Below are 16,732 nucleotides of genomic sequence, written 5' to 3'. Positions count from 1 at the left end.
GTTCGCGCGAAGCGCGGCGCAGCGGCGGTCGGTGCGTGCTCTCGGCGTGCGGCGTCACAGGTCATGTGGCGGAGCCACCTGTCCTGGGGCGCCGTGCGCCGAGAGTGCGTGCCGGGCGTCGGGGCGCAGGCGGAGGTTCAGGGGCAGGCCCTGGGGAGCACAGAGGCGCAAACGGCGCGCCCGCCTCCCCCTCCGATGCGCCTCCTTCGTGGCAGCATGGTGCCCAACTTGGTGCCCTTGTTGTCCACAGCCTGTGGAGGCGCGATGCGGTGGTTGGTGGGGTGGAGTTGTACCACCGCGAGAGCTTCCGACCCCCTGGGCGCCGGAAGCGAAGCCGGTGAGACCGTGCACCCCGTGGGCTCCCAGCTCCTGTGGGGCGATCCGGATCCCCTGTGGGCAGTGGGGGATTGGCGTCCTGACGAGGTCCGTATCGTCAAGGCCGACGACCGGACCCGTATCGCCGTACTCGGCACGTGCGGCGCCAGCGACGAGCAGCTGCGCGTGGGATTGGTGGCGGCGCGAGGCGGTGCGCTCAGACATCTCACGGCCTGGTCGGGCAGCTATACGGCGGTGGTCCAGGTCGGCCGCCGCATCATGGTCGCCGGTGATCTCGCGGGCGCACGGCCGGTGTTCTACACGCCCTGGGCCGGCGGCACCGCGTACGCCACCGCGGCCCTGCCGCTCGCCGACCTCATCGAGGCGCACCTCGACATCGGCCATCTCGCGGCCCTGCTCGCCTGCCCCGACGTCCCCGAGGCGCTCCAGGACTCCACTCCGTACGCGGACGTCAAGCGCATCCCGCCAGGACACGCGCTGATCCTGCGCGACGGCGCACGCGAGATCGCCGGATACGAACCGGTGGCCTCCCTGGCCGTCGCCGCCGAGGAGTTGGACGCCACGCGCGCGGTGGACGGCGTGCGCGCGGCGCTGGTCGAGGCCGTACGGGCCCGGCTCTCGGCGCCACGCCACGTACCGGACATCGACCCGGGTCCCGTCCCCGGCATGGGTCCCGCCGAGCGCCGCGCCTCCCGTATGCCGGTGCCAGGCATCGGCGCGGACCTCTCCGGCGGCCCCGCGTCCGGCACGCTCGCGCTGCTCGCCGCCGGGCTGCCCGGCATGCCGGGCACGGTGCTCGGGCACGGCACGGGCGCGGGCGAACGCCTGCTCGCCGTCACCTTCAACGACCTGACCGCGGGCCGCCAGGAGGCCGAACTCGGCCGCGCGGGCGCCCTCGCCACCAACCCCCGCCTGCACCACGTCGTGGTCCCGGCCGGCGAAGAGGCCCTGCCCTACGCCGACTTGGAGGGCCCGCTCACCGACGAACCGGGCCCGTCCCTGGTCACGGCCGCCCGGCACCGCCTCCGCCTCGCGGCCGGCAGCGCGGACCACCTCTCCGGCTACGGCGCACGCCAGGTGCTCGACGCCCACCCGGCCCGCCTCGCCGACCTCCTCATGGACCGCCGCCGGCGTCATCTCGTCCGCCCGGTCGCCGCGTTGGCGCGTACGGAAGGGTCGATGAGCTCCGTGCTCGTCCCCGCCAAGGTGTACGGAGCGGCCCGCCGCCTCGCCCGTACGTCCTACCGCTCCGGCATCGAGGAAGGGGCACTGCGGCTGCGAGCCGGCGTCCTGGACGAGCCCACCGGACCGGTCGGCGCCTCGCTCGCCGCGCTCACCTGGGTGCGGCCCGGGCCCGCCGCGCGCTGGCTGACCGGCGAGGCGCTCGCTGAAGTATCGGTTCGCCTGGAGCAGTCGGCGACCCGTCCGGGCGCCGGGCCGGGCCAGCACCCCGGCGAACTGCGGGCCCGCGCGGCCCTCGCCCGGCACGCGGCGGACCTGAGGATCCTCGAACAGGCCGCGGAGGTCCGCTTCCAGCGCCTGCACGCCCCGTTCCTCGACAACCAGGTCGTACGGGCCTGCCGCGCGCTCCCGGACTCCCTGCGCATACAGCCCGGGGCACGGGCGGCGGTCCTGCGCACGGTCCTCGAAGGCGCGGGGGTCACGGACCTGCCGGTGGGCTGGGGCGCTCCCTCGTACGCGACTTCGTCGGACGCCCTGAAGCTCGGACTCCGGGTCGCCGTCGAGGACTTGGTGGACCTCTTCGCCACGCCGCTGCTCGCGCAGGCGGGCCTGGTGGAGGGCCGCGTGGTCCAGAAGGCGCTGCGGGCCGCGGCCGCGGGGGAGTCCGTGGCGGCGGACGGCCTGGCGGACCTGGTCGCGGTGGAGCTGTGGCTGCGGCGGCTGCTCTCGCGCCGGGGCACGTGCTGGACGGGGACACCGGCGCGGGCACGCGCCGTGCCGGGCGGCATCGGGCCGCAGCGCGGGGCGCTGGGGCGGGCGGGGGCCGGGCGCTAGGCCGGGGCCTGTGAACCAGGGCAGCCAGGCCGCCGAATAATCCCGAGCATGCCCTCCCCACCCGCTGTTACCTTGGAAAACATGGAGATCAGCCGCACGCATACCCACACCGCAGCCGCGCGAGCGCCCCGCTCGCCGGTTGCCGCCGCCTGACCTCCTGACCTCACCCCGCCGGCGACCGGAAACGGATCGCCGGCGTCGTCGTGCCGTGGTGCGGCAGCTCTTCGCGCGGTCCTTTCCGGTCACCCCGACCCGAAAGGGCACCCGCCATGAACACCACCGGCCCGCTTCCCACGCCGCCGACCACCGAGCAGACCGTCGCCACCTTCACGCGCTTCTTCCGCGAGCGCGGCCACCACCTGATCACCGGCAGCACCCTGCTCCCACCGCCCGGCGACCCGGTCCTGTTCACGACATCGGGAATGCACCCCCTCACCCCGTATCTGGAGGGCCGCCCCCACCCACTGGGACAGCGCCTGGTCAATGTCCAGCGCTGTCTGCGCACCACCGACCTCGACGAGGTGGGGGACAGCACGCACCTCACCGTCTTCGAGATGCTCGGCTCCTGGTCCCTCGGCGACTACGGCGGCCCGCAGAGCCTGCGCTGGGGCTACGAACTGCTCCACGACGGCTTCGGCATCCCGCGCGACCGCCTCCACGTCACGGTCTTCGGCGGCGACGAACAGGTCGGCGTGGACCGCGGATCCCTCGATACGTGGCAGGAGCTCGGCCTCCCGGTCGAGCTGACCCACGGCGAGGAGAACTGGTGGTCCAACGGGCCGACCGGTCCCTGCGGCCCCGACTCGGAGCTGTTCGTCTGGACCGGCGACACCCCACCGCGGGGAACCCCCACCACCGATCCCCGCTGGGTCGAGGTCTGGAACCACGTGATGATGCGCTACCGCCGCCACGAGGACGGAAGCCTCACCCCGCTGCGGCAGCAGAACGTGGACACGGGCATGGGCCTCGAACGTCTCCTGAGCGTCCTGCAGGGCACGGATTCGGTCTACGGGACCGACCTCTTCGAACCCTGGACACGCGAGGTGCCCGAGCTCTGGGAGATCGGGGACGTACCGGCCCTCCGCCTGGTCATCGACCACCTGCGCTCCCTGATCGTGGTCCACGGAGACGGCGCCCGCCCCTCCAACACCGGCCGCGGCTACGTCCCCCGCCGCCTGATCCGCCGCACGCTCACCACCCTCTGGCGCGACAACCCCGACCGCACCCTCGGCGACCTCCCCCGCGACCTGATCTCCCACGCCCAGTCCCACTTCGGCCTGCGGGACGACCCGGACTCGGTACTCAAGGTCCTCACGAACGAGGAACAACGCTTCCGCCGCTTGCTGGACCGCGGCCACAAGGTCCTCTCGCGCCCGGAGTACCGGAACCGCCCCCTGACGGAGGACGACTACGACTACCTGCATGACACGCATGGGCTTCCGCGGGAGCTGATGGGCACTCTCGGCCGGTCCGGCAACTCCAGCCCCTGCGGCGTTTGAGCAGATCCGAACGAAGTTCGGATGCGGGGCCCGGGGCGAAGCCCCGGTTTCGGGAAGGGGCGGGGTGGGGGAGGAAGCCCGCCGCAGGCGCAACGGCGGCCCACCCCCACCCACCCGCACCCGACCCCGGTCCACAATGACCAAGTGCGGTACAGAATCCTGGGCATCACCGAGGCAACAGACGACGAAGGCGTACCCGTCCCCTTGGGCGGCGCCCGCCTGCGCGCCCTCCTCGCAGCCCTCGCCCTGCGCGCAGGACAAACCGCCGACGTGGACGCACTGATCGACGACGTCTGGGCCGAAGACCCACCCCAAGACGCCCCCGCCGCCCTCCAGGCCCTCATCGGCCGCCTCCGCCGAACCCTCGGCAAGGACGCCATCGCCTCCACCCCCGGCGGCTACCGCCTCACCGCCGACCCCTCCGACATCGACCTCCACCGCTTCGAACTCCTCGTACAGGACGGGCAGTCAGCCCTGGACCACGATGACCCAGCCACAGCGGCAAGCACCCTGCGCGAGGCCCTCACCCTCTGGCGCGGCCCCGCACTCGCCGACCTCCCCGACCGCACCGCCGCCGCGCGCCCCGAGGCGCAGCGCCTGGAGGCGACGCGGGCCAGGATCGAGGCCGATCTGCGGCTAGGGCGCGGCCGTGAGCTCGTACCGGAAGTACGGGAGCTCATCGGCGTGCACCCGTACGACGAGCCGCTGCACGCGCAGCTGATCCGCGCCCTGCGCGACGCGGGCCGGGGCGCGGACGCGCTCGCCGCGTACGAGGACGTGCGCCGCACCCTGGCCGAGGGCCTCGGCACCGACCCGGGCCCCGAACTGCAGGCACTGCACACGAAGTTGCTGACGCCGGCACCCGCACCCACGCACGCACCCGCACCCGCGCACACGCACGCACCCGCACCCACGCACGCACCTCCACCCCCACCTGAGCCCACCCCCAGACCCGACCCCCCACACCGCCCCACCGGCAACCTCCGCCCCCGCCTGACCTCCTTCGTCGGCCGCGAGCCCGAACTCGCCGCGCTCCACGCGGACTTGAGCCAGGCCCGCCTCGTCACGCTCACCGGCCCCGGCGGCTCCGGAAAGACCCGTCTCGCGGAGGAGACGGCGGCCGGGCACCCCGCCCCGGCCTGGCTCGCCGAGCTCGCCCCGCTCGACCACCCCGAAGCGGTACCCGGCGCGGTGGTCAGCGCTCTGGGCCTGCGCGACACAGTGCTCCGCACCAGCGACCTCTCCGTCACGCACGACGACCCGGTCGAACTGCTCACCGAGTTCTGCGCGGACCGCGAGCTGCTCCTGATCCTCGACAACTGCGAGCACGTCGTCGACGCGGCCGCCCGCCTCGCCGAGACCCTCCTCACCCACTGCCCGAAGCTGCGGATCCTCGCCACCAGCCGTGAGCCGCTCGGCGTGCCCGGCGAGTCCGTACGGCCGGTCGAGCCGCTCCCCGAAGAGCCCGCGCACCGCCTCTTCGCCGAGCGGGCCGCCGCCGTGCGCCCCGGCTTCGACCCGGAGCGGGAGCGCGCGGCCGTCGCGGAGATCTGCACCCGGCTCGACGGCCTCCCGCTCGCGATCGAACTGGCCGCCGCCCGGCTGCGGTTGCTCACCCCGCGCCAGATCGCCGACCGCCTCGACGACCGCTTCCGGCTGCTCACCTCGGGAAGCCGTACGGTCCTGCCCCGCCAGCAGACCCTGCGCGCGGTGGTCGACTGGTCCTGGGAACTGCTCGACGCGCAGGAGCGCACGTTCCTGCGCGAGGTCTCCGTGTTCGCGGGCGGCTGGGACCTGCCGGCGGCCGAGGCGGTGTGCGGCGGGGACGCGGCGTTCCTGCTCGGCGCGCTCGTCGACAAGTCCCTGGTCGTGGCCGCGCCCTCACCCGGCGGGATGCGTTACCGCATGCTCGAGACCATCCACGAGTACGCCACGGAGCGCGCCGCGGAGGAACCGGCGGTCCTCGCGGGGGCCCGCAAGCGGCACACGGACCACTTCCTCGGCCTGATGCAGCAGGCGGATCCGCTGCTGCGCACCGCGGAGCAACTGCCCTGGATCGACCGGGTGGAACGGGACCTGGACAACCTCCGCGCCGTACTGCAGCACGCTCTCACCACCGGTGACGAGCAGACGGCACTCGATCTGTGCCTCGCCATGGGCTGGTTCTGGTCCCTGCGCAACTATCGCTCCGAGGGCGCCGATTGGGGCGCCCGCGCCCTGGCCATGGGCGTGGACCCCACCGGCCCCGACGGCCGCCCGCTCGGCCCCGAGGCCGAGGCGGACCCGCGGTACTGGCCGCGCATGAAGGTACGTCTGCTCCAGCTGTTCCTGCTGTCGGACTCGGTGCCGGGCCAGCCACTCGACGAGCCGCAGGCACGGGCCGAACTCGCCCTGCTGCGCGAGGTGTTCGGGCGCTCGATCCCGCAGTCCGCCACGTTCCCCGGACTCCTGTGGCCGTTCGCCGGCTTCGTGCTCGACGGCACGGGCGGCGGCCGCGAGGCGATGGAGACGGCCACCGAGGCCTGCCGCAGATACGGCGGTCCCTGGGAGGTCTGCGTCGCCTTGCTGTTCCGCGCCCATGTCGCCGTCGACACCCGCGGCGGCCTCGGCACCGTGGACGAGGACCTGGTGCAGCTGCGCCGCCTTTCCCGCCAGGTCGGCGACCGCTGGCTCAAGGCCCATGTGTGCACGGCGGTGGGCGAGGCCGCGATGGCCCGCGGCCGGTTCGCCGAGGCGCAGGCGGAGTACGAGGAGGGCCTGCACCTCGCGTACGAGATGGGCGTCTACTCCGAGGCGCCGCTCCTGATCGCCCGGCTCGCCGAGATCGCGTACCGCGCGGGCGATCTGCCGCTCGCACGGCGGGCGATCGCCGAGTCCGACGCGGAGGGCGAGCGCTACGGCGTCCTGGACACGCGTGCGTTCGTACGGCTGCTCTCCGCATACGTGGCCCTCGCCGAGGGGAACGTCGAACTGGCGCGCTCCGCATGGCAGGCGAGCATCGACTGGGCTGCGCGCGCGACGCCCCCACCGCAGTTCGACGCGGGTGTGGCACACGCCGACGCGAAGATCACTGCGCTGGAGTCGGGCCCGGCCGCCGCGTTGCCGAAGGCGGTCGAGGGCCTGCGGGGGGCGCTGCGGGACAAGTGCGCGGAGCCGGTCCTGGCCTTGCTCGCCGAAGCGGCGGCCACCTCCCTGGCCGACCTGGACGACCCCCGCGCACCCCGCATCCTCTCGGCAGCGGCCCACTGGCGCGGCAACCTCCCGACCCCGGACCCGGATCACACGGAGCTCCTCCAGGTCCGCACCCGCCTCAGGGACCGGCTGGGCGACGAGACGTACGAACGGGAATGGTCGGCGGGCGCGGGGCTGACACCGGAGGACGTGCTGGGGCTACTGCACTGATCCAGCCGAACCGCACAGCTACCGGCAGCTGATCCGCGACTGCGCCCAGTCCACCAACGCCGGCGAATCCACCACGGAGTGCGGCTCGACGACAAGCCGCAGCGTCTTCCGCCCGGTCAGATCCACATGCACGGGCACCGCGGGCTCACCCCCGCGCACCACCCCCGACTGCCACATCCGCTCCCCGTCCGCGAACACGGAGAACCGCACCGCCCCGTGCCCGAACGTGAGGTCGTCCACCCCCGCGAAGGCGTCGTACGCCGTGCACTCACGGTTCAGATCGATCACCACCGACGAGTACGCGTGCACGGTGATCCCATGCGTGAACTGCTGCCCCGCGATCCCGAGCCCCTGCCGCTGCCACACCCAGCTGGACTCCGCGAGCCGCATCTCGGGCTCGGTCCCGTCGCCGAAGACCCCGTACTGCAACTCGTTGATGTGGTACGCCTCCGGGGCCGGCGGCGGCGGAGGAGGCGGGGTCGGCTTGGGCGTCGGCTTCGGGGTGGGCGTGGGCGTCGGCTTCGGCTCCGGGGGAGGCGTCGGCGTCGGCGTGGGCGTCGGATCCGGCGCGACGACCGGCGGCGCCGGCGGCTCCGGCGCGGGCGGCGGCGGAGGCGAGGGCTTCGGCTTCTGCGGCACCACCGGCTGCGACACCGGCGGCGGCGAAGGCTTCGGATCCGCCTTCGGCTTCGGCTCGTCACCCGCGAGCGCCAGCGCCACCGCCACACCCGCCGCGACCACCACGGCCGCCGCGATACCGGCCTTCGCCGGGGCACCGAGCCCCTCGCCTGCGGCCGCGCCACCCGCGGCCGCACCACCGGAGGAACCCGAGGCGGCCGCCGCGGCGCCCGCACCCGCGGCACCCGCCGCGCCACCGCCGATGAGCCCGGCCACCTTCGCCGTGTAGCCCGCCGCACCGAACCAGCCGATGACCGCGACCGGCACGACTCCGGGGATCCCGCTCGCCAGCTCCTTGATCTGCCCGGCGGCGAGCCGGCACTTGGCGCACTCCTCCATGTGCTTGCGCAGCCCGCGCTCGGCCCGCGTGCGCAGCCGCCCGCGCGCATACGCGCCCAGCCGGTCCGCGTACCGCGCGCACTCGTCGTCGTCCGCGAGCGTCACGCTCACATGCGCCTGCAGATACGCCTGCTTGAGCCCTTCACGGGCCCGACTGGCCAGCTGCGCGGTGGTGTTGGTGGAGGTGTGCCCGAACAGCGGCGCGACCGCGCTCAGCGGATCGTCCTCGACCTCGGTGTGCCACAGGACGGCCTGCCACTCCTCGGAGAGGCTGCGGAAGGCCTGCATCACCATGGAGCGCTCGGCCTCGTGCATCGCGAGCACGTCGGCGCCGAGATCGAGGGTGTCGTCGTCGGAGACCTCGGAGGAGCGGGCGGACTGCGCGGCGAACACCGCGAAGTCCTCGACCAGTTGCTCCCGCTTCGCCGTCTTCGTCCAGTGCGCCGCGACCCGTCGTACGGTCGTCAGGAGATACGCCCGTACGGCGTGCTCGGGGCCCGAACCGCCGCGCACCGCCTGCAGCATGCGCGCGAAGACCTCGGAGGTGAGGTCGTCCGCGGTGTGGGCGTCACGGCAGCACGTGCGCGCGTAACGGCGCACCGCTTCCGCGTGCCGCCGGTAGAGCTCCTCGTACGCGGAGTCGTCACCGGTCCGCATCCGGGCGATCAACTCGGCGTCGGCGACGGGTGGTTCACCACCGGCGAGCAGATCGTCGGCGAGGGAGCCCGCGGGCTCGCGCTGAGCGGGCACACCGGGCTCGGCCGCTTCGCCGGAGGGCGCCTTGTGGCGGGGGCCCGAGGGCCCGCCCTGGCTCGGCACCTGCCGCGACGGCAGCCCACCCTCCGATGGAACACCGCCTTCGGCGAACGGCTCTTCCCGCCCGTCAACGCTCATCGCGCGAAGCCCCCGCATGCACACTCGGTCCCGAACACCGGGAAAGAGTGTCATACGAGGGATCGCCTATGAGCCCGGATGCACAGCAACCACTCATCTGGGGTTACTTACGGTCGCGCATCATTGGAATTCACCCGTTCGGGGCAGCCTTAAGTGGCCTGTGGTGCACAGGAGTTGGCGAAAAGCCGCACCCCGGACGAAAACGCCGACCCGAACCGTGCCGACCCGAAACCGCCGATCCGATCCGAACCGTGCCGACCCGAACCGTGCCGACCCGAACCGCGCCGACCCGACCCGAACCACATCGCCCAGAACCGCGCCTTACCCCGCCGCCGCCCCTCACCGCCCAGGCCTGTCACCGCCCAGGCCGCGACCGCAGCCCTTCGAGGAGGATGTCGAGCAGCCGAGCCGAAGCCGCCGCCTGCTGTGCCGCATCCGGCAGCGAAGGCGCCGCGGTCGCGATGACGAGCAGCACGTCCGAGACGGTCACGTCCGGGCGCAGCTCACCCGCCTCCCGCGCCCGCTCCACCAGCCGGCCGACCACCTCGAGCAGCGCCGCGACGCCGGAGTCGTCCACCTCGTCGGCGGGTATCCCGCGCTGTTCCACGAGGCGCAGATCAGGGCTGCCCGCCGCCGACTGCCGCTGCTGCGGCACCCGGGCATCGGCGAACTCCTCGCCCTCGTCCGCCACCCCGACCCGGAGCACCTGCGGCGGAAGCAGCCGCCCGGCGCCCGAGGCCACCGAGGTGCGCAGGAAGCGCGAGAGCGCCGACCACGGCTCGTCCTCCTGGCCGAGAGCGGTTCGGGCCTGGTCGGTCAGCCGGGCCGTCTCCTCCTCGGCGATGCGCCGTACGAGCACGTCCTTGCTCGGGAACCGCCGGTAGACGGTGCCCACACCGACCCGCGCCCGTCGCGCCACATCCTCCATCGGCGCGCCGTAGCCCAGCTCGCCGAACACTTCGCGCGCCGCCCGCAGGACGTGCTCGAGATTGCGCTGGGCGTCGACCCGCAGCGGTGTCGTACGACCGCCGTCCGAACCGCGCCGCAGCATCCCGTCACCCGCGACAGCGGACGCGGCAGAAGCAGTGGAATTGGTAGTAGGAGCAGCCGAAGCCGATGCGGCGCCCCAACGTGAATCACGCATGTGCATAAGCGTTCCCCCGGTAATGACGTCTCCCCCCGGAGACTCTCCCCGCCTTGTCGGTCGGTGTGCGCGGACCGTCCGCGAACCTGCTCGCCGCGCCGTCCGCGAACCGTCCGCGAACCATGCGCATCGCGCCTGAAGCCGTACACCCCCCACACCCCGACGACACACGAACATAGTTGAGCCGGAGTCAATTCAGAAGGGGCCAGTTCCGCACGGAGGGCCCCCCGATCGGAGTACGCACCGGTCCGTCCCTGTTCATCCCTCTGTCAGGTGCGTGGCGACGCGTCGTTGACCTGCGCATTTTTCCAACGCGGGCCTGCCGCCCGGGCGGCCGCCGACGGTCACACAATGTGCCGGGCCTGTGGACAAACCCGCAACGCCGGTGCCTCATGGGAAGGTGACGGCTGATTCCCGCGGGACCACACCCGCCCCCCAAGCGCGCATCCTCGTCATCGGCGGCGGCTATGTCGGCCTCTATACCGCGCTGCGTCTGCAGAAGAAGCTCGTGGCCGAACTCAAGGCCGGCACGACGGAGATCGTGGTGGTCACGCCCGAGCCGTACATGACGTATCAGCCCTTCCTGCCGGAGGCGGCCGCAGGATCCATCTCGCCGCGCCATGTCGTCGTCCCGCTGCGCCGGGTGCTAAGGCACTGCCGCATCGTCATCGGCGAGGCCAAGGCGATCGACCACGCCAAGCGCAAGGCCACGCTCACCACCCTCGCCACGGACGAGGAGGGCACGGGCCCCGTCGAGATCACGTACGACGAACTGGTCCTCGCCCCCGGCTCGATCTCGCGCACCCTGCCGGTGCCCGGTCTCGCGGACTACGGCATCGGCTTCAAGACCGTCGAGGAGGCCATCGGTCTGCGCAACCACGTCATCGAGCAGATGGACATCGCCTCGTCGACCCGCGACCCCGCCGTCCGCGCCGCCGCGCTGACCTTCGTGTTCGTCGGAGGCGGTTACGCGGGCGTCGAAGCGCTCGGCGAGCTGGAGGACATGGCGCGTTACGCGGCGCGGTACTACCACAACGTCGGTGCCGAGGACATGAAGTGGATCCTCGTCGAGGCCTCCGACCGGATCCTGCCGGAAGTCGGCCCGGAGATGGGCAAGTACACGGTCAGCGAGCTGCGCCGGCGCAATATCGACGTCCGTCTGGTGACCCGCCTCGACTCCTGCGAGGACCGGGTCGCGGTGCTCGACGACGGCTCGCGCTTCCCGACACGCACCCTCGTGTGGACCGCGGGCGTCAAGCCGCATCCCATCCTGGCCGCATCGGATCTGCCGCTGAACGAGCGCGGGCGCCTCAAGTGCACCGCCGAGCTCGCCGTGGACGGCGCCCCGCACGCCTGGGCCGCCGGCGACGCGGCCGCCGTACCCGACGTGACCTCGGAAGACGGCAAGGAGTGCGCGCCCAACGCGCAGCACGCGGTACGCCAGGCGAAGGTGCTCGGCGACAACATCGTGGCCTCGCTCAAGGGGCAGCCGCTGACGAAGTACGCGCACAAATACGTCGGTTCGGTGGCCTCGCTCGGCCTGCACAAGGGTGTCGCGCACGTCTACGGACGCAAGCTGAAGGGCTACCCTGCGTGGTTCATGCACCGCGTCTACCACCTCAGCAGGGTCCCGACCTTCAACCGCAAGGCCCGGGTCCTCGCCGAGTGGACCCTGTCGGGCCTGTTCAAACGCGAGATCGTCTCCCTCGGCTCGCTTGAGCATCCGCGCGCGGAATTCGAACTCGCGGCCGGAGGCAAGCCCCCGAAGGAGTCGTCCTGAGCGGATCGAGGAACTCCGTTCCCCAGGCCGGCGTCTGACGGATGTCAGTCCGGTCAGCCAGACTGACCGAGCGACAGGCCGCGCCCCCCGGGGCACAGCTCCCCACGACCAAGGGCTCCTGGCCCACCACGACCTCCATGAGGCAACCCTTCGTGAACTTCACGCGCTGGAGCGCCCGGCTCCCCGGTACGCAGCGCCGCGCCGCCGCGCGGTCCGACCGTGGTTCCGTGCCCGCCGCCCGAGCCGAGCACGGCTGCGATGCGCCGACCCCCGACGTGGAGGATCTGCCGGTACGCGAGATCCTCGACCGCATCACCGGCCTCGTGGTCCTGGTGCACGGCCCCGAGCACCGCATCGCGTACGTCAATGAGGCGTACGTGGCCGCCTTTGGTCCGCGCCCGTCCGGCGCCACGGCCGAGGAAGCCCTGCCCGAGCTGCGCGAGCTCGGTCTGCTCCCTCTCCTCGACCAGGTCCTGCGCAGCGACAAGCCGCGCACGGTGAAGTCCCGCAAGGTGGCCTCCGGGCGCTCGTACACCTTCACCTGCACCCCGCTCACGACCTCCGAGGGCGGCGGCGTGCTCGTCTTCGCCGCCGATGTCACCGACCATGCGGACGCCGCCGAGCGGCTGCGCGCCAGCGAGCGCCGCCACCGCGAAGCCGCCGTGACGCTCCAACGGTCCCTGCTGCCGCAGAAGTTGGAACAGCCCGACGACCTGCGCATCGCCGCCACGTATCAGCCCGGCGGCGCGGACGCGGCGGTCGGCGGCGACTGGTACGACGTGATCACCCTCGGCGGCGGCCGCACCGCCCTTGTCATCGGCGACGTGATGGGCCGCGGGGTCCGCGCGGCCGCGGTCATGGGCCAGCTCCGCACCGCCGTGCGCGCGTACGCCCGCCTCGACCTGCCCCCGCACGAGGTGCTCCAGCTCCTGGACGGTCTGGCCTCGGACATCGATGCCAGCCAGATCGCCACGATGGTCTACGCGATCCACGACCCCCACGAGGCCAAGCTCACCTACGCCTCCGCGGGCCACCTGCCGATCCTCGTACGGGACGAGCTCGGCGCGCTGCACCGGGCGGACGAACCCACCGGACCCCCGCTCGGCACCGGCGGCTGGATGCACGCCTCCGGCACGCTGGACTTCCCGCCCGGATCCACCGCCGTCCTCTACACCGACGGCCTGGTCGAACGCCGCAGCGAGGACATCGACCACGGCGTCGACCTGCTCGAACGCGCGCTCGCCGGCGCCACCGGCACCCCCCAGGTCATCTGCGACCGCCTCCTGCGCGCCCTCAACGTCACCGCGGACCACGACGACGACGTGGCGCTCCTGGTCCTCCAGAACCCGGAACACACCGGCAGCGACGCCGAACTCTTCCGCGGCGCCTCGCTCGACCTCCTCGGCGGCGTCGAAGCGGCGCCGCGCGCCCGCGCGTTCGCCACCGGAGTCCTCGCGAGCTGGCGCTTCCCGCCCGAGCTCTGCGAGCTGGGCGTCCTCGCCGCCAGCGAACTCGTCGCCAACTCCCTGCAGCACGGCACCCCGCCGATGCGCCTGCGCCTGCGCCGCACCGACCGCCGCCTGATCATCGAGGTCACCGACGGCGACGACCACCTTCCGCTGCGCCGCCAGGCGGCCCCGGCCGACGAGGCGGGCCGCGGCATCGCCATCATCGCCACGATCGCCACGAGCTGGGGCTCCCGCCGCACGCCTGGCGGGGGCAAGGCGGTGTGGTGCGAGTTCGTTCTGAAGGAGCCCAGCAGGGGCTGAAGGGGTGCCGCTCGTACGGGATACAGGCATAGCCTCCCCGCATGGGTTTCCTCGACCGCCTCACCTCGCCCGAGACCGCCGGCGTCCAGCGCGGCATCCGCCAAGCGCAGACCCTCCTCCATGAGGAGCACCCGGCGGAGGCCGAGTCGCTGATACGGCAGGCCATCGCCGTATCCGACAAGGCACTCGGCCCCGCCCACCACCTCTCGGCGACGGCTCGGATCGTCCTGGCCACGGCCCTCCACGCCCAGGGCCGGTACGCGGACGCCGAGACCGAGGCCCACGACCTGGCCGCCCACCGCGCCCACCGCCCCGACGACCAGCTCGCGCTCGCGGCCCTCGCCCTGTGCGCCCTGGCCGTACGCGAACAGGGCGACCCCGCCGAGGCCCTGCGCCGCCAGGACGAACTGCTCCCCTTCTACGTGCGCATCCACGGCACCGAGCACCCGCTCACCCTGAAGCTCCGCGCCGACCGCGCCCACACCCTCAACCGCCTGGAGCGTTACGAGGAGGCCGCGGCCGAATCCGAGGAGCTCCTCGCCCTCGCCCGCGCCAGCAAGGAACCGACCGCCGGCGCCCTCGCCCGCAAAGCAGAAGACGGACTGGCCGCCGCAAAGGCGGGCCAGTCCGTCTCGTAGGAAGGCAGAAGTCAGGCGGCGACGACCTCCTCCGCACGCGCGACCGGGACCTCATCCTCGGCCCGGGCCTTCGCGGCTGCCTGCCGGAACGCCCACGGATTGTTCTGCTGCGGCGTCAGCTGCTTGCCGAGCTTCACGGCGAGCAGCGTGATGCCGAGCGAGAAGACGATGAACGTCAGGATGTACGGGGCGTGCAGCTGCGCACCCATCGGCCCGCCGATCGCCGGCCCGACCGCCAGGGCCAGCTGCTTGACCAGCGCGAACGCCGAGTTGTACTGACCGACCATGCCGTCCGGCGCGAGGTCCGCGACCAGCGGCGCCACGGTCGGCGACAGCATCGCCTCACCGAGTCCGAAGAGCGCGTACGTGGAGATGAACGCCGCGGTCGCCATCGCCTGGCTGCCGTGCCCGAGACCCGCGTACCCCGCGAAGATCCACGCGACGACCCAGATCAGACCCACCGAGGCGATCACCTTGGACCGCTTGCGCCGCTCGACGAACTTCAGGACCACGAACTGGGCGACGACGATCGCGCCGGTGTTGGCGGCCAGCGCGTAGCCGAGCGTGGCCGGCGAGATCCCGGCGGCCTCGACTCCGTATGCCGAAAGTCCGGACTCGAACTGTCCGTAGCAGGCGAAGAACATCACGAAGCCCAGCGCACACAGCTGCACCATCGCGCGGTGCCTGAACAGCTGCCGCATCCCGCCCTTGGCCTGCGGCAGCGCATCCGCGATCCGCGGCTGCCGGGGCAGCTTCACGGTCGCCATCACGACCACGAGCAGCAGGAACATCGACGCCTCGATGGCGAAGAGCAGCGTGAAGTCGCTCGGCCGCTCGTGCTTGACGATCTGGCCGCCGATCAGGCCACCGACGCCGAGGCCGAGGTTCTGCAGGAAGAACTGCGTGGCGAAGGCCCGCGTACGGGTCTCGGCGGTGGAGCACTCCACGATCATCGTGGCGAGCGCGGGCTGCATCACGGCCTGGCCCGCACCGAGCAGCGCCGCGGACGCGATGACCAGCTGCGGACTGGTGGACAGACCCAGGCTCATGGCACCGACGGAGGCCGTCACCAGCGCCGCCATCAGCACCGGCAGCGGGCCGCGCCGGTCGACCGCACGCCCCGTGAAGGGCAGCACCACAAGGGCGGCGACCGCGAAGACGGCGAGCACGAGACCCGCCGTCGTCGCACCGAGCTCCCGTACCTGCGCCACATAGACGTAGAGGAACGGAACGGTGAAGCCGAGGCCGAACGCGCTGAGCGCGTTGCCCACGTGGATCCGCCGCATCGCGGCACCCATCGCCTGGGTCACTTCTCACCTGCCTTCATACGAGTGAAGCCCTCGGGACCTTAGTCCCGAAGACTTCGAAGCTAAACTTAAGAGCTAAAGAGTAAACATCGAAGGCCTTAAGTGCAAAGTGAGGTCGTGCCATACTCCGAGGCATGCCTGAGAACGAGCCGTCGCTCGACGAACAGATCGCCGCGTACCAGCGCGAGTTCGCCGATCTCGACCCCCAGGTCGAGCAGATCGTCTCGGCGCTCGGCCGCCTGAACCGGCGCATGAACGTGGCCTACGGCAGGCAGACCGCCACCCTCGGCATCAGCAACGCCGAGTGGGAGGTCCTCAAGGCCCTGGTCCTGGCCGGCCAGCCCTACCGCATGGGCCCCGGCGACCTGGCCAAGCAGCTCGGCCTCACGCCCGCCGCGATGACCCACCGCATCGACCGCATGGTCGCGGAAGGTCTGGTTACCCGTGACAGGGACGAAGCCAATCGCGTACGCGTGATCGTCGGCCTCACCGACGTCGGCCGCCAGAAGTGGCTGGACGCGATGGAGCTGGCGACGACCTTCGAGGAGGACCTGCTCCAGGACCTCTCCACGAAGGAGCGCGGCGTCCTGGGTGAGCTGCTGACCAGGCTGCTTCACAGGGTCGAGAGCTGAGGGTTGACACAGGCCCGTTGGATCCGTAAGGTTCTTCGGGTTGCCACGGAGCCGGAACGGTTCTGCGGCGGCCACTCTCGCCGCTCACAGCGGCACACCACAACCAACGCACGATTCCTCTGGGGATCGAATTACGTGCGCTTTCGTGCGCCCGAAATTCAATTCACGGAGACCGAACGGCTCGATTAGGAGCCGGCCGGAGAATCCGCTAAGGTTCTGGACGTCGGAACGGCCCAACAGCCGCAAAGACAACCCGAGTTGACCGGGAGTCAGGCCCGAAAGGATCTGATAGAGTCGA

At 72.2% G+C, this 16,732-nt stretch carries 10 protein-coding genes; 7 read left to right on the top strand and 3 right to left on the bottom strand.

The annotated features are described in order from the left end of the window. The first annotated feature begins 264 nt into the window (after nt 1-264). The 3 genes from H9Y04_RS41715 to H9Y04_RS41705 all read left to right on the top strand — a co-directional run bounded on the left by H9Y04_RS41715 (nt 265) and on the right by H9Y04_RS41705 (nt 7,253). Nucleotides 265-2,352, top strand: a complete 2,088-nt coding sequence (locus H9Y04_RS41715; RefSeq protein ID WP_187819491.1) for an asparagine synthase-related protein — start codon at nt 265-267, stop codon at nt 2,350-2,352. Nucleotides 2,353-2,621: 269 nt separating this feature from the next. Further along, nucleotides 2,622-3,851 (top strand): alanine--tRNA ligase-related protein, encoded by a 1,230-nt coding sequence (locus H9Y04_RS41710; protein WP_187819490.1) that lies wholly within the window; start codon nt 2,622-2,624, stop codon nt 3,849-3,851. Between the two features lie 144 nt (nt 3,852-3,995). Continuing rightward, nucleotides 3,996-7,253 (top strand): AfsR/SARP family transcriptional regulator, encoded by a 3,258-nt coding sequence (locus H9Y04_RS41705; RefSeq protein ID WP_187819489.1) that lies wholly within the window; start codon nt 3,996-3,998, stop codon nt 7,251-7,253. 18 nt (nt 7,254-7,271) lie between these two features. On the opposite strand, the gene H9Y04_RS41700 is transcribed toward H9Y04_RS41705, so the two are convergent. Further along, a complete protein-coding gene (locus tag H9Y04_RS41700; RefSeq protein ID WP_187819488.1) occupies nt 7,272-9,164 on the bottom strand; it encodes a sigma-70 family RNA polymerase sigma factor in 1,893 nt (630 codons plus the stop codon). Between the two features lie 355 nt (nt 9,165-9,519). Continuing rightward, on the bottom strand, nt 9,520-10,314 hold the full coding sequence (locus H9Y04_RS41695) for a TetR/AcrR family transcriptional regulator (RefSeq protein WP_187819487.1): 795 nt from the start codon (nt 10,312-10,314) through the stop codon (nt 9,520-9,522). Nucleotides 10,315-10,708: 394 nt separating this feature from the next. Here H9Y04_RS41695 and H9Y04_RS41690 point away from each other — a divergent pair, with 394 nt between their 5' ends. From H9Y04_RS41690 to H9Y04_RS41680, 3 genes are all read left to right on the top strand, one after another. Continuing rightward, nucleotides 10,709-12,088: an NAD(P)/FAD-dependent oxidoreductase gene (locus tag H9Y04_RS41690; protein WP_308801949.1), complete on the top strand. Its 1,380-nt coding sequence runs from the start codon at nt 10,709-10,711 to the stop codon at nt 12,086-12,088. Nucleotides 12,089-12,240: 152 nt separating this feature from the next. Then, a complete protein-coding gene (locus H9Y04_RS41685) occupies nt 12,241-13,857 on the top strand; it encodes an ATP-binding SpoIIE family protein phosphatase (protein WP_187819526.1) in 1,617 nt (538 codons plus the stop codon). A gap of 41 nt (nt 13,858-13,898) precedes the next feature. After that, a complete protein-coding gene (locus H9Y04_RS41680) occupies nt 13,899-14,495 on the top strand; it encodes a tetratricopeptide repeat protein (protein WP_187819485.1) in 597 nt (198 codons plus the stop codon). Between the two features lie 11 nt (nt 14,496-14,506). Here the strand turns inward: H9Y04_RS41680 and H9Y04_RS41675 are convergent, their stop codons facing one another. After that, the gene (locus H9Y04_RS41675) at nt 14,507-15,793 is read right to left on the bottom strand and encodes an MDR family MFS transporter (RefSeq protein ID WP_187819525.1); all 1,287 of its coding nucleotides are present in this window, start codon (nt 15,791-15,793) and stop codon (nt 14,507-14,509) included. Nucleotides 15,794-15,936: 143 nt separating this feature from the next. On the opposite strand from H9Y04_RS41675, the gene H9Y04_RS41670 reads away from it, so the two are divergent. Next, complete coding sequence (locus H9Y04_RS41670) at nt 15,937-16,434, top strand: MarR family winged helix-turn-helix transcriptional regulator (protein ID WP_187819484.1); 498 nt, start codon at nt 15,937-15,939, stop codon at nt 16,432-16,434. Nucleotides 16,435-16,732 lie beyond the last annotated feature (298 nt).

It is taken from the genome of Streptomyces polyasparticus, from assembly GCF_014493765.1.
GTDB lineage: Bacteria > Actinomycetota > Actinomycetes > Streptomycetales > Streptomycetaceae > Streptomyces > Streptomyces polyasparticus.
The sequence above is the reverse complement of the archived record's forward strand: the minus strand, read 5'-3'. Positions and strand labels throughout refer to the sequence as shown.